Raw genomic sequence first — 13,049 nt, forward strand, 5'->3', positions numbered from 1 at the left:
ATTAGCTTAACAAGTCAATTTTTAGGGTAAGGAACATGTTTTTTACTCATAGGTTCTCAAATGATACAAAGGTAATCAAGAAAGGACAACTGGATCTTTTCAGCCTATCCTATGTCCATTACACCGATGTGTATAATTTCTGACAAAAGGTGCGCTCAGTTTCGCGTATTTCAAAACAAAAACCACGTGGCTCCAAATACGCGAAAAATAGCGGGGTTTACAAGACGCTGACTGTCAGCGGATTGCAAAACAAGGGCTTTTCACCATAGTTTTATTCCCTGCGGTTGGATATCGATCGGCGGGGCGGTTAAGCCCTACCCGCACGACGGCAAGGCTGTCGACGCGTCGCCTGCGGGGCCTAAACGCGGTGCCAAAAGACTGTAATCGCAGCGAACTTGGATTTATGCCGCTTTCCCGGCTAAAAATATCGGCCGAAACATGGCGCTTTCTGCGCTGGATGATCAGAAAAAACTGGCCGGAAAATTATCAAGAAAGTTTACAAACGGGGCGGCATCACGCAAAAGGCTATGGCGCGCTAAAAAACAAGCGGGAAATTCTATAGAACAGTTTTTGCGTCCTATTCCCAGCCCAAATCTCGGCGTAGCCTCACTCGGTCAGTATTTGGTTCAGGAGGAATGTGGCATTTTGATTGCGTGCTACACCGGGAGTTATCTTATAAGAATAGGTGACGGCTGAGCCCAGTTCGATTTCGAAACAATAGTTGTGACAGCGCTCGCCCTCCATCTTGGACAGTTCCAAGTCGTGGGTGGCAATGATGCCACTCACGGGCAATTGGGAGATGTGTTCGAGGAACAGGCGCGACCCGTTGAGCTTGTCCAACGAATTGGTGCCCTTGAGAATCTCGTCGAGGATAATCAGCGTGTGGTCGTTGTTCCTGCAATAGGCCAGCAACTGCTTCAGGCGGAGCAATTCTGCGTTGAAATAAGAGATGCCATGGGCAAGATCGTCGGTGGTGCGCATGCTGCTGAACAGCTTGAACCTTGAGACCCGCATGGATTTGGCAAAGACCGGCATGCCCGTCAGGGCAAGAATATAGTTCACGCCCACCGCACGCAAAAAAGTTGACTTCCCGGCCATATTGGCTCCGGTAATGATGTAGAAATGCCGGTCGTCGATTCGAAAATCATTGCGAATGGCTTTCTCGCCCAAGAATGGATGGCAGAGGCCCTGAGCCTCACAGAACACTCCCTCGTCATCAGTTATCGTTGCCCAGCAGGTGTAGGGATGATTATACAGGAACGTGGCGATCGTCACCCCCTGATCCATGCGGATCACCCGGTCGATCCATCGGTCGAGTTCTTGCTTGTCGTCGCGACTCCATTTGACAAATTTTCGGACAAGGAAAAAATCATAGAGCGCAAAGGTATTGACGACAAACAGTCCCATGATATTGCCCCGCTTGTCCAGGCCATCGAGCAACGCGGTGAGTCGGCGAAACACATTGTCCGACCCGGGAGCTGTCATGCGGTCCCCATGTGGAGCCGCGTCTGCTGTCCCGTGGCCAGGGTTTGAAGAACGTCTTTCCACCAAGTCCACCACCTTGGCCAATTGCCTGACTTGTCCATGAAACCTGTCGATGGCCGTGCTCACCCTCTTCAGTGTTCCCATGCAAAGGAGATAGACACCAAAAAACTGGAGTATGCCCCACCAAACAGGCAACAGTCCGTCTACCCTACCCATCGCAGCCAGAAGGATGCAAGCCAGGAAGGCAACCAAGTCGGCCACGGCCAGTGCAAGCACCACGGGATGGGCAAAGAATGGGTTAACCCTGACCGTGCCAGCTGCTTGCAATGCCTGGCGAATGGCCGCGGTGTCTATTTTCTGTCTTACCCCAAAGGAGATGAACTCCGACCGGAACCTCACGTCCTCGGCCAAGGCTTGAACATGCTTCCGATAAGTCTCGTCATAGCTGTCGATATCATTCCGAAACCCCTCCCGTCCGTCCAGACTGCTCAGCCGTTCGGCCAGGGCATCGCATCCCCCCGTGGTCACGGTTCGGTTCATGCGCTGGTACAGACTGTCCCGGCCAAAGATGTCGAGGTCGTAGGTGTAGGCATGGTGTGGGTCTACGTAGCGCTGGCCATCGTCAAAACACGAGAAGTCGCCGTCCATGGCCTGCAGTTCGTTGTCGTAAACACGCTTCAGATCCTCAAGATGTCGGATGCGCTGGTCGTTCTTCGTGTCGTGCTGTCTTACAACCATATAGATTATCGCACACAGAATGGCCCATCCAAGTGCCAGTATTCGGAGGTTGGGATTGTCGCTCAAGGTAATCATCACCAAGCCAGCCACGGCTGCCAAAAAAGATAGGATTTCGCCCATCACAAAGCCATGGGCACGGCCTCTCAGCGCCTTGATGCGTCCGGCGATGTCGGCTGACTGTTTTTTATAAAATTCTCGCATAGGGAATGGTCAGTTATTTTATTGTTGTTCATTCATATTTTCTCCCAGCATCACCACACCCTCCTGCTTCATGCCGTCCATCATCATCTTCAAGGGCTGGTCGAACCTCACATGACGCACATACGGCGTCTCTTCAACGGCCGGCATGGCATCCAATAGATCCTTGCGCAGGAGGCCGCCCTCGCCGGGACAATTGGTGTCGATCGTGAAATATCCCACGCCAAACGACGTGAGGTTTTGGAAGAAGTGGGTGCCCTGGCTGGGGTCCACCCGATAGTTCTTCAAGGCCACCTCCACAATGGCGCGCGCCGCAGAGATATGCGGCCACTTCACGGGCACACCCAGCCATGAGTCGCTCGAGCCCCACCGCCCCGGGCCAATGATAATGTAATGATTGTGTGAGGCCAGGAACGCATCATTGATTCGCTCAATGTCTGCGGCCACGCGGTCGTTGTTCATGGCCGAGAACTGGTCGTCGTACTTGACGTAGACCACATCGGTTATATCGTCCGAGATGCCATGGCCCAATGAGTTGTGACTGCGAAGCAAGCATTGGCTGTCAGGAACGGCGGCCACATCCTCATCGAGCATCTGCTTGGAATCGACGATGGGACGAACCTGAAGCAGATAGAAGTCGCCCGTTCGGTCGGCATTGAGATTGCAGGCAAACTCTATTTCCACCGGGCGACGCATGGCCTCTGCACAATATTTCATCGACATTTGCAATATTTCGGGCAGGGGAAACACATCGTGCTGCAAGACGCCGGCAAACGATACGATTTTTCGGCCGCCCTCATAGAGTCCGTCGCGAATGACCTGGTCGTAGGGGTCGAAAGTCGAGGCTATGTAGTTGAGCGACCCATGCTTGTCGGCTTCCTTCACCTTCAGTTTCCGGATGTTGAAGCCATCGTCCACCTGGAAATCCGTGCCCACGTGTTGGCTGTCGAGCGCATAGAAAGTGGTCTGCGTGTCCTTCAGGGCAAAGTCCATTTCCGACATCTGCAACACCTGGTGCGGATGTTGAGGCGACACGCGCAAGGTCTGGCCGCCATCCACAATATATTTGCCAAGTCCCAGGGCCAGCGAGGCTATGCCTTCTTCGGCCTTCTCGTCGCCAATGGGGTAATAGTTGATTGACCGGAGCACACCCGAGATGTTGGGATAATAGCAGTCAGCGTATGTTTTGCCCACCACCTCCTGCAACACGACAGCCATCTTCTCCTGGTCAATCACATTGGCCGTGGCTGCCATATAGGCCTTGGAACTCTTGTAATACACCGAGGCATAGACACTCTTGATCGCCGCGGCCAGCATGTGGAGCATCTGTTGCTTGTCGTCGAGGTAGGGTATCATGTAGGTGGAATAGACTCCTGCAAAAGGTTGATAATGGCTGTCTTCCAGGAGTGAGCTCGACCGGATGGCGATAGGACTGCGGGTGGCTTCGAAGAAGACCATGAAGTCCTCGATATAGCTGTCGGGCAACTGTGCCTTGAGGAAGGCATCCAGTATCGCTTGGTCGCTGGCATTGCTCAAAGCAATGTCGTAGAGGTTGTTCTGATCCATAAACTGATCGAAAACATCGGTACAGAGCACCACCGTCTTGGGTATCTGCACCGTAACGCCCTCGATGCTGTTGAACTGCGGATGAATCTTCACCACATGGTCGAGGAAAGCCAGGCCCCGACCCTTGCCACCGAGAGAGCCGTCGCCGATACGCGCAAAATGGGCATAGCGGTCGAACTTAAAACGGTCGAACACGGCCACCACGCCAATGTTCTTCATGTGGCGGTACTGTACGATCGCATCGAAGATAATCTGCCGGTGGGCATCCACGTCGCGGAGTTTTTCCCACGTCACATGTTTCAGGAAGTTGCTCACGGGGAATATGGCACGCGCGCAGAGCCAGCGGCTCATGTGGTTGCGCGAGACATGATAGAGCATCGAGTCGCGCGGAATGGTGAAAATATTGTCTTGCAACTCCTTCAGGCTCCGCACCCTCAACACCTCCTCGTGCGTCGTGGGGTCGCGGAAGATGAAATCGCCAAAGCCCATGTGCTCCTCCAGGAGATGCCGCAGTGACACACTGAGCATCTTGGAATTCTTGTCCACAAACTTAAAGCCCTCGGCCTCAGCACGCGCACGGTTTTCGGACTCCACGCTCTCCATGACGAGTGGCAGGAACTCGTCCTCCCGGCGAATGGCTCTCAGGAGTTTGAAGCCGGCCTCAGCATCCTTTTCCACCGAGGATGCCCCCGCCCCCACAATTTCTGAGCGACGTGTAGACTTCATGGGAAACCTCACGTCGCTGATGACGCCGAGGCAATTGTCCTTGTATTTCATATACACGGCCATGGCCTCTTCGTAGGTGCGGGCCAACACCACCTTGGGCCGACCGCGCATTCGCAGTGTGGCAGCATGGCGGTTGAGGGCCTCAGTAGCGAAGTTCTGGCTCTGCTGCAAGATGTAGCTGTAGAGGTTGGGAAGAATAGAACTGTAGAACCGAATCGAATCCTCGACGAGCAGAATCATCTGCACACCCGCCTCAAGGACGTCCTGCTCCAAGTTCATCTTGTCCTCAATGAGTTTGATGATGGAAAGAATGAGGTTGGTGTTGCCCAACCAACAAAACACGTAGTCGAAGATGCTGAGATCTTCGTCCTGCATACGGAGAGTGATGCCATGCGAGAACGGGGTGAGCACCACACAATGAATTTCGGGGAACTTCTCCTTGATGGCATGCGCTACGGTGAACGCATCGTTGTCGGCGGTGCCCGGCATGCAAATGACAAGGTCTATCTTCATGGTGGCAAGAATCTTCTCGGCCTCTTCTGTCGTGGACACCTGGGTGAACGTCGGCGGATAGCGGAGCCCCAGCTCCATGTATTCATTATAAATTTTCTCCTCCACTCGTCCGTCGTCCTCGAGCATAAAGGCATCGTAGGGATTGGCCACGATGAGCACGTTGTAGATGCGGCGCATCATGAGGTTGACGAACGTCACGTCCTTGAGTATGAACTTGTTCCACGACTGTGTTATTTTCTCTTCCATGTGTGCTGTGGCAATTTTGTTTGTTCGGGCTTGGAGCGTCTCCTCCCCTTGGGGTCGCCGTCTGGGAATAAGGCTCCTGTCAGTATGGCAAAATTACGAAGTAAATTTGACAAAAGGTCAATACGAATCATAAAAAATGTCGGAATTTAGTACTTCTATTTTAGATATCGGGGCATCATCACAAGGAAGAACTGGAGGATTATCTTGTCAAACGATTAGGCATAAACCGTTCCGGACTGCGGATTGACCGCAGCTATCTTCATGCAAAATGGCTGCACAATGCCTATAGCATCGTGCAGCCATTTCTTATCCGTTCGGCTCTGATCCGTTCTTATCTAATCTTCTTAGAACAGTTTGGCAGGATAGGTGCCCTCGTCTACCAAGCTCTGGATCTTGGCCACCACACCCGGGCGGTCGGCCGCATAGGTGACACCAAACCATTTGCTGGTGGTGTCGAGCACCTTCACCGTAGCGGTTTGATCATGAATGAGCTTATTGACCAGCGACGGAATGAAGAACTCAGCCTTCTTGTTCTCCAAATTCTTAGGGTCGGAGAGGAAAGACTTGAAATAGTCTTCGCTATAATCAAAGTAGTCAGGTGTGAATCCCCACACGTTCATCGATACCGGAGTATTGTCGGCCACGGTCACCCACTCGCCGTTTTCATCCTTATACTGTATGTCTTCACCGTGGCGCTCGATTTCCGTGCGCTCCACGACATCAACCAGGTTGTCCCCGGCGTCCTTCGAGCAAATGCCTCGAGCCACCGTGCCATTCTCGCTCAGGGTGTTGCCCACGCGGTAGCCCACCATGGCATAGCGGTTCTTGCTTCCCTCAGGAAGATTGGCCAGGAACCGACCCATCACCATGAAGCAGTCGCGGTTGTAGAAATCATCGCAATTGATCACGCAGAAAGGTTCCTTGATCACATCCTTGGCCATGAGTACGGCGTGGTTGGTGCCCCAGGGTTTTTCGCGTCCCTCAGGCACTGAGAATCCCTCGGGAAGGGCATCCAGGCTTTGGAACACAAGTTCTGCAGGGATATGTCCCTCGTATTTTGACAGCACCTGCTCGCGGAACTGCTGTTCAAAATCCTTGCGGATGACAAAAACAATTTTCCCAAAGCCGGCCTTGATGGCATCGTAAATAGAATAATCCATGATAGTCTCGCCGTTGGGTCCCAGACCGTCGAGCTGCTTCAAACCGCCGTAGCGGCTGCCCATACCCGCAGCAAGGAGTAACAATGTTGGTTTCATTTGCTATATTTTAGTTAATAATAATGTGGTCAACACGTGTCCATCCAGAAGGAGTTACACCATGTGCAAATTTAAGTAAAATTCTCGAATTATGAGGCTAAGTGGCTAATTATTCGAGAATTTTATCTAATTTTGCACAGAATTTCAACAATTAAAAGAGGTTAGAACTATCAATGATCACACTTACGAATATCGCCATCCAGTTTGGCAAAAGAGTGCTTTACAAGGATGTGAATGTCAAGTTTACACGGGGTAACATCTATGGAGTTATTGGGGCCAACGGGGCTGGGAAGTCTACGTTGCTGCGGGCTATCAGCGGAGACCTTGAACCAAACAAGGGAACCGTGGAGATGGGGCCTGGCGAACGCCTGTCGGTATTGGAACAGGACCACTTCAAGTATGATGCCTACAGCGTGATGGACACGGTGCTGATGGGGCACGAACCCCTTTGGGCCAACATGAAGGAGCGTGAGGCACTGTATGCGAAGGAGGAAATGACCGAAGAGGATGGCAACCGAGCCGCAGAATTAGAAGAAAAATTTGCAGAACTGAACGGCTGGGAGGCCGAGAGCGACGCCGCACAGCTGTTGCAGAACCTTGGCGTGCAGGAGCCGATGCACCAGAAAATAATGGGCGACCTGTCGAACAACGAGAAGGTGCGCGTGATGCTGGCCAAGGCACTCTTTGGCAAACCTGACAACCTGCTGCTCGATGAGCCCACCAACGACCTTGACCTCGCAACCGTGGAATGGTTGGAGGACTACTTGGGCAATATCGATGAGACACAGACTGTGCTTGTGGTGAGCCACGACCGACACTTCCTCGACTCGGTGAGCACGCAGACCATCGACATCGACTTTGGCAAGGTGACGGTATTCTCCGGCAACTACAGTTTCTGGTATGAGAGTTCACAGCTGGCCCTGCGCCAAGCACAGAACCAGAAAATGAAGGCCGACGAGAAGAAAAAACAATTGGAGGAATTTATCCGCCGCTTCTCTGCCAATGTGGCAAAAAGCCGGCAGACCACTTCGCGCAAGAAGATGCTGGCCAAGCTCAACGTGGAGGAGATTCGCCCGTCGAGCCGCAAATATCCCGGCATTATTTTCCAAATGGAGCGTGAGCCGGGCAACCAGATACTGGAAGTAGAGGATCTGAAAGCTGTCGATGCAGACGGCATGGTGCTGTTTGACCATGTCAACTTCAACATAGAAAAGGGTCAGAAGGTGGTGTTCCTTAGCCGAAACACCAAGGCCATGACTGCGCTCTTTGAGATTATCAATGGCAACCGGGAGCCCGACGGAGGCTCTTACAAGTGGGGAGTGACCATCACCACAGCCTATTTGCCACTCGACAACACTGCCTTCTTTGATAGCGACCTTAACCTTGTAGACTGGCTCAGCCAGTATGGCCCGGGCAATGAGGTGGCCATGAAAGCCTATTTGGGCCGCATGCTGTTCCGCCAAGAGGAAGTAGACAAGCAGGTCAACGTGCTCTCGGGAGGTGAAAAGATGCGCTGCATGATTGCACGAATGCAACTGCAGAACGCCAACTGCCTGATTCTCGACACACCGACCAACCACCTCGACCTTGAGAGCATTCAGGCTTTCAACAACAACCTTATACAATTCAAGGGCAACATACTGTTTGCAAGCCACGACCACGAGTTTATCCGAACCGTGGCCAACCGCATCATAGAGCTGACTCCCCAGGGCACCATCGACAAACTCATACCCTACGATGAATACATCTATGATGAGCAAATCAAGGAACAAAAAGCGCAGATGTACAACTAATCAAAACATGCCATTATCCGCCATCAATGGATAATGGCATGTTTTTTGCTCCTTGCTAAACATAAATACTTATAATTATGGCAGATAAGAATAAAGATACAGTAGATCTGGAGATGGATGACAAAGACATCCAAGTGGACAACCATGCCCAAACAGAGGATGGAAACGATGAGGCGACTCAGGCTGAAGACACAAATGAGGCGGAAACACAGGACGACGGGGACACCGAAGAAACTGTTCAGGATCCGCTGGAGGCAGCGCAGGAGCAGATTGCTGCCCTGAAAGACCAGCTGTTGCGCACCGCTGCCGAGTTCGACAACTATAAAAAGAGAACCATCAAGGAGAAGATGGAACTGATACAAAACGGCGGAGCTAAGGCCGTTGCGGCCATCCTCCCCATCCTCGATGACTTTGAGCGCGCCGTCGCTGACAAGAGCGAAGACGCCGCAGCCATCAAGGAGGGTACAAAGGTTATCTTCAACAAGTTTGTGAAAACCCTCGAAAGCCTCGGCGTCAAACAAATCGACACCGAAGACCAAGACTTCAACACCGACTATCACGAAGCCGTGGCCATGGTGCCGGGGGTGGACGATGACAAGAAAGGCAGGGTGATCGACTGTGTTCAGACCGGCTATATCATGAACGACAAGGTTATTCGCCATGCCAAAGTGGCTGTCGGTCAGTAATAGATTCAGGTAACAATTATTTCTCAACAAGGAACATCAAATGGCAGGGAAAAGAGACTACTACGAGGTGCTTGGAGTGGACAAAGGCGCATCGGAAGACGAAATCAAGAAGGCGTATCGCAAGATGGCCATCAAATACCACCCCGACCGCAACCCCAACAATAAGGAAGCAGAAGAAAAATTCAAGGAGGCGGCAGAAGCCTACGAGGTTCTGCACGACCCCCAGAAACGCCAGCAATACGACCAGTTTGGCTTTAACGGCCCACAAGGTGGCTTTGGCGGCTTTGGCGGAGGGGCCAGCATGGACATGGACGACATCTTCTCCATGTTCGGAGATATCTTTGGCGGCCACGGCGGAGGGTTCGGAGGCTTTGGAGGATTCGGCAGTGACCAAGGCGGGAGTCAGCAGCGCGTGTATCGCGGCAGCGACCTTCGTCTGAAAGTCAGGTTGTCGCTGCAGGAGGTGGCAAGCGGTGTCACCAAGAAATTCAAGGTTCGCAAGGATATCACCTGCACCCATTGCCACGGATCCGGAGCAGAGGGCAATGCCACCCCTGAAACCTGTCCCACCTGCCATGGATCCGGTATGGTGAACCGGACCGTGCGCTCAGTGTTCGGCATGATGACCACCCAAAGCGAATGCCCAACCTGCCATGGCGAGGGCAAGATTATCAAAAACAAGTGCAAGCATTGCGGTGGCACGGGCACGGTAAAGGGTGAGGATATCGTGGAAATCAACATCCCGGCCGGTGTTGAGGAAGGCATGATCATCAATGTGAGCGGAAAAGGAAATGCAGGACCGCGCAATGGCATCAACGGCGACATCCAGGTGGTGGTCGAAGAAGAGCCGAACGACACCTTCGTTCGCGACCATCAGGATGTAATCTACAACCTGCTGCTCGACTTCCCAACGGCCACTCTTGGCGGCGAAGTGGAAATTCCAACCATCGACAACAAGCGTGTCAGGATGAAAGTGGAACCGGGCACACAACCCGGCAAGAGCGTCAGACTTCGGGGAAAGGGACTCCCGGCCATACAGGGATATGGCAGCGGCATGGGCGACCTTATCGTCAATATGAGCGTGTACGTGCCTAAGACGCTGTCCCGAGAGGAGCGCACGGCCGTGGAAGGACTGAAAGGCAGCAGCAACTTCCAGGGAGACCATGCAACGAAGCAAAGTATTTTCAACAAGTTCAGAAACTACTTCAACTAAGCCAACCTCGAAATGGTTATGCAAAGAGAGAGTCTCGGAGCATAACCATTTTGCTTTTTCATCACCCATAACCTTTTATCACAGATGCAACCATGACGTATCAGGACACCGTAAACTACCTGTTCAACTGCTATCCCGTATTCGAACACGTAGGGGGTAGCGCCTACAAAGAGGGCTTGGACAACACCATCTCCCTCGACAATTATTTCCACCACCCACACCAAAGCTACAAGACGATCCACGTTGCCGGCACCAACGGCAAGGGCTCGTGCTCCCACACCCTTGCGGCCATACTCCGGCAGGCAGGCTACAAGGTAGGCCTATACACCTCGCCCCACCTCGTTGACTTCCGCGAGAGAATACGGGTCAACGGCGAGTGTATCAGTAAGGAAAGGGTTATCCAGTTTGTTGAGGAACACAGAGGCTTCTTCGAACCGCTTCATCCCTCCTTTTTTGAACTGACCACAGCCTTGGCTTTTCTGTATTTCAAGGAGCAAAATGTAGATGTTGCCGTCATCGAAGTGGGACTGGGCGGACGATTAGACTGCACCAATATCATCTCACCCCTGCTGTCCATCATTACGAACATCAGTCTTGACCACACCCAATTCTTAGGAAACACACTTGACAAGATTGCCGGAGAGAAAGCCGGCATTATCAAACCGGGCATCCCTGTCGTCATCGGCGAAGCCCTGCCCGAAACCCGTCCTGTGTTCGAGCGAGTGGCCGCCAAACAACAGGCCGAAATCACCTTTGCCGAATCACATCCCGAGGTCATCTCCTCCGAATTGCATCACGTCGGGGGCATCACATACAAGACGAGAAACTACGGCACGTTTCAAGCCGAACTGGGCGGCGAATACCAAGTCAAGAACACCAACACCGTGCTCGCCGCCATCAACGTGCTGCGTCGCAGCAATCCCGGGAAAGGCGCTCTCCTCAACCTGTCGGAGGAAAACGTCAGGGACGGCTTTGCCCATGTATCTGCCCTCACCGGCTTCATGGGGCGGTGGCAAACACTCAGAACCTCTCCCACAGTCGTGTGCGACACAGGCCACAACGTTGGAGGATGGCAACACCTGGCCCGCCAAATCAAGGCACAGTCCTGCCAAACCCTGCGCATCGTCTTCGGCATGGTGGACGACAAAGACATCGACGGCGTGATGAACTTGTTGCCACCCGATGCCGTGTACTACTGGACGCAGGCCAGCTCCAAGCGCGCAATCCCCGCGCAGGGAATCCAAGAGCGAGGCCGAAAGCACAACCTGCACGGGGCAACCTACAGCACCGTGGCCGAGGCATATCGCCAAGCCCTGACCGATGCCCGCGCAGACGATTTCATATTTATTGGGGGTTCCAGTTATATTGTTGCAGATTTACTGAGTTTAAATGATTTTTAACACAAAATCGAATATTTTTGTCATATATTCGTTTGTAATTATCATTTTAATTTACTTACTTTGCAGAAAGCAATTATATAACTAAAAACTCACTTTTATGATGCAGACTGCTGAGACAGAAAATAGCTGTGGCCTGAAACGCGAAGACTTTCAGACCACAGTAAACGGAAAGAAGACCGACCTTTTTATATTGAAAAACAGTGAGGGAAACGAGGTGGCGATCACCAATTACGGAGGTGCATTGGTTGCCATTATGGTTCCCGACAAAAACGGCAAGAGAGCCAACGTGATTCAAGGGCATGACAACATTCAAGATGTCATCAATTCTCCCGAACCCTATCTCTCCACATTGATCGGACGCTATGGCAACCGCATAGCCAAAGGCAAGTTCACGTTGCACGGCAAGGAATACTCCGTGCCCGTCAACAATGGCCCCAACGCACTCCACGGTGGGCTCAAGGGCTTTAACGCACGCGTGTGGGATCCTGAAATGATGAACGACCAAACACTCGTTCTCCACTACGTCTCCGCATACGGTGAGGAAGGTTATTCAGGCGAGCTGAAAACCACAGTCGTCTACACCTGGACCGACAACAACGAGCTCCACATCGACTATCTGGCCTGCACCAACAAGAAAACCGTCATCAACCTCACCAGCCACGGCTTCTTCTCGCTCGCAGGAATCGGCAACCCCACACCGACGATCGAGAACCTTATCTGTGAAATCAACGCCGACTTCTATCTCCCCATCGACGATACGTCCATTCCCACGGGCGAAATTCGCTTCGTAGAAGGAACACCCTTCGACTTCCGCACACCCAAGGAAGTGGGCCGCGACATTGACGCTGACGACACGCAAATCAAGAATGGAGCAGGCTACGACCACTGCTTCGTGCTGAACAAGAAGGAGGAAGGCGAGCTCAGTTTTGCAGCCAGAATCACCGAGCCGAAGAGTGGCAGGGTCATGGAGGTATACACCACAGAGCCCGGCGTGCAACTCTACACCGACAACTGGGCCGACGGCTACAAGGGCCAGAATGGGGCCACATTCCCACGTCGCTCGGCCATCTGCTTCGAATGCCAGCACTTCCCCGACTCGCCCAACCGCCCCTACTTCCCCTCCGTCGTGTTAAAGCAGGGGGAACAGTATAAGCAGAAAACCATTTACCGCTTCGGCGTCAAGCAAGCATAAGAAAAAGGGAGGACAGGACAGGTACCGCAAGGCAACC

8 protein-coding genes are annotated in these 13,049 nt (G+C 52.6%); 5 read left to right on the forward strand and 3 right to left on the reverse strand.

Annotated elements, in window-relative coordinates:
- Positions 1 to 606 precede the first annotated feature (606 nt).
- The 3 genes from HMPREF0645_RS11635 to HMPREF0645_RS11645 form a co-directional block, all read right to left on the reverse strand.
- A complete protein-coding gene (locus HMPREF0645_RS11635; RefSeq protein WP_007175225.1) occupies positions 607 to 2,424 on the reverse strand; it encodes a MutS-related protein in 1,818 nt (605 codons plus the stop codon).
- Positions 2,425 to 2,442: 18 nt separating this feature from the next.
- Positions 2,443 to 5,472 (reverse strand): PEP/pyruvate-binding domain-containing protein, encoded by a 3,030-nt coding sequence (locus HMPREF0645_RS11640; protein ID WP_007175226.1) that lies wholly within the window; start codon positions 5,470 to 5,472, stop codon positions 2,443 to 2,445.
- Positions 5,473 to 5,816: 344 nt separating this feature from the next.
- Positions 5,817 to 6,728: a glycosyltransferase family protein gene (locus HMPREF0645_RS11645; RefSeq protein ID WP_007175228.1), complete on the reverse strand. Its 912-nt coding sequence runs from the start codon at positions 6,726 to 6,728 to the stop codon at positions 5,817 to 5,819.
- 173 nt (positions 6,729 to 6,901) lie between these two features.
- Between HMPREF0645_RS11645 and HMPREF0645_RS11650 the strand changes: the two genes are divergently transcribed.
- The 5 genes from HMPREF0645_RS11650 (at position 6,902) to HMPREF0645_RS11670 (ending at position 13,012) form a co-directional block, all read left to right on the forward strand.
- Positions 6,902 to 8,521: an ABC-F family ATP-binding cassette domain-containing protein gene (locus HMPREF0645_RS11650; protein WP_007175229.1), complete on the forward strand. Its 1,620-nt coding sequence runs from the start codon at positions 6,902 to 6,904 to the stop codon at positions 8,519 to 8,521.
- Between the two features lie 77 nt (positions 8,522 to 8,598).
- Complete coding sequence (locus HMPREF0645_RS11655) at positions 8,599 to 9,207, forward strand: nucleotide exchange factor GrpE (RefSeq protein ID WP_007175230.1); 609 nt, start codon at positions 8,599 to 8,601, stop codon at positions 9,205 to 9,207.
- Positions 9,208 to 9,247: 40 nt separating this feature from the next.
- Positions 9,248 to 10,420: a molecular chaperone DnaJ gene (gene dnaJ, locus HMPREF0645_RS11660; RefSeq protein WP_007175231.1), complete on the forward strand. Its 1,173-nt coding sequence runs from the start codon at positions 9,248 to 9,250 to the stop codon at positions 10,418 to 10,420.
- Positions 10,421 to 10,512: 92 nt separating this feature from the next.
- Positions 10,513 to 11,820 carry a bifunctional folylpolyglutamate synthase/dihydrofolate synthase gene (locus HMPREF0645_RS11665; RefSeq protein ID WP_007175232.1) on the forward strand — a complete coding sequence of 436 codons (1,308 nt, stop codon included), beginning with the start codon at positions 10,513 to 10,515 and terminating at the stop codon, positions 11,818 to 11,820.
- A 97-nt stretch (positions 11,821 to 11,917) separates the two neighbouring features.
- Entirely contained in the window at positions 11,918 to 13,012 is a 1,095-nt protein-coding gene (locus tag HMPREF0645_RS11670; protein ID WP_007175233.1) for an aldose epimerase family protein, read from the forward strand.
- Positions 13,013 to 13,049: the final 37 nt, after the last annotated feature.

The organism is Hallella bergensis DSM 17361, from assembly GCF_000160535.1.
In the GTDB taxonomy this organism is placed as follows: Bacteria; Bacteroidota; Bacteroidia; order Bacteroidales; family Bacteroidaceae; genus Prevotella; species Prevotella bergensis.

Bases quoted from the DNA above. Each gene is read 5' to 3' on its own strand.
- HMPREF0645_RS11670 (WP_007175233.1), top strand. From the start codon at position 11,918: ATGATGCAGACTGCTGAGACAGAAAATAGCTGTGGCCTGAAACGCGAA.
- dnaJ (WP_007175231.1), top strand. From the start codon at position 9,248: ATGGCAGGGAAAAGAGACTACTACGAGGTGCTTGGAGTGGACAAAGGC.
- HMPREF0645_RS11665 (WP_007175232.1), top strand. From the start codon at position 10,513: ATGACGTATCAGGACACCGTAAACTACCTGTTCAACTGCTATCCCGTA.
- HMPREF0645_RS11650 (WP_007175229.1), top strand. From the start codon at position 6,902: ATGATCACACTTACGAATATCGCCATCCAGTTTGGCAAAAGAGTGCTT.
- HMPREF0645_RS11655 (WP_007175230.1), top strand. From the start codon at position 8,599: ATGGCAGATAAGAATAAAGATACAGTAGATCTGGAGATGGATGACAAA.
- HMPREF0645_RS11635 (WP_007175225.1), bottom strand. From the start codon at position 2,424: ATGCGAGAATTTTATAAAAAACAGTCAGCCGACATCGCCGGACGCATC.
- HMPREF0645_RS11640 (WP_007175226.1), bottom strand. From the start codon at position 5,472: ATGGAAGAGAAAATAACACAGTCGTGGAACAAGTTCATACTCAAGGAC.
- HMPREF0645_RS11645 (WP_007175228.1), bottom strand. From the start codon at position 6,728: ATGAAACCAACATTGTTACTCCTTGCTGCGGGTATGGGCAGCCGCTAC.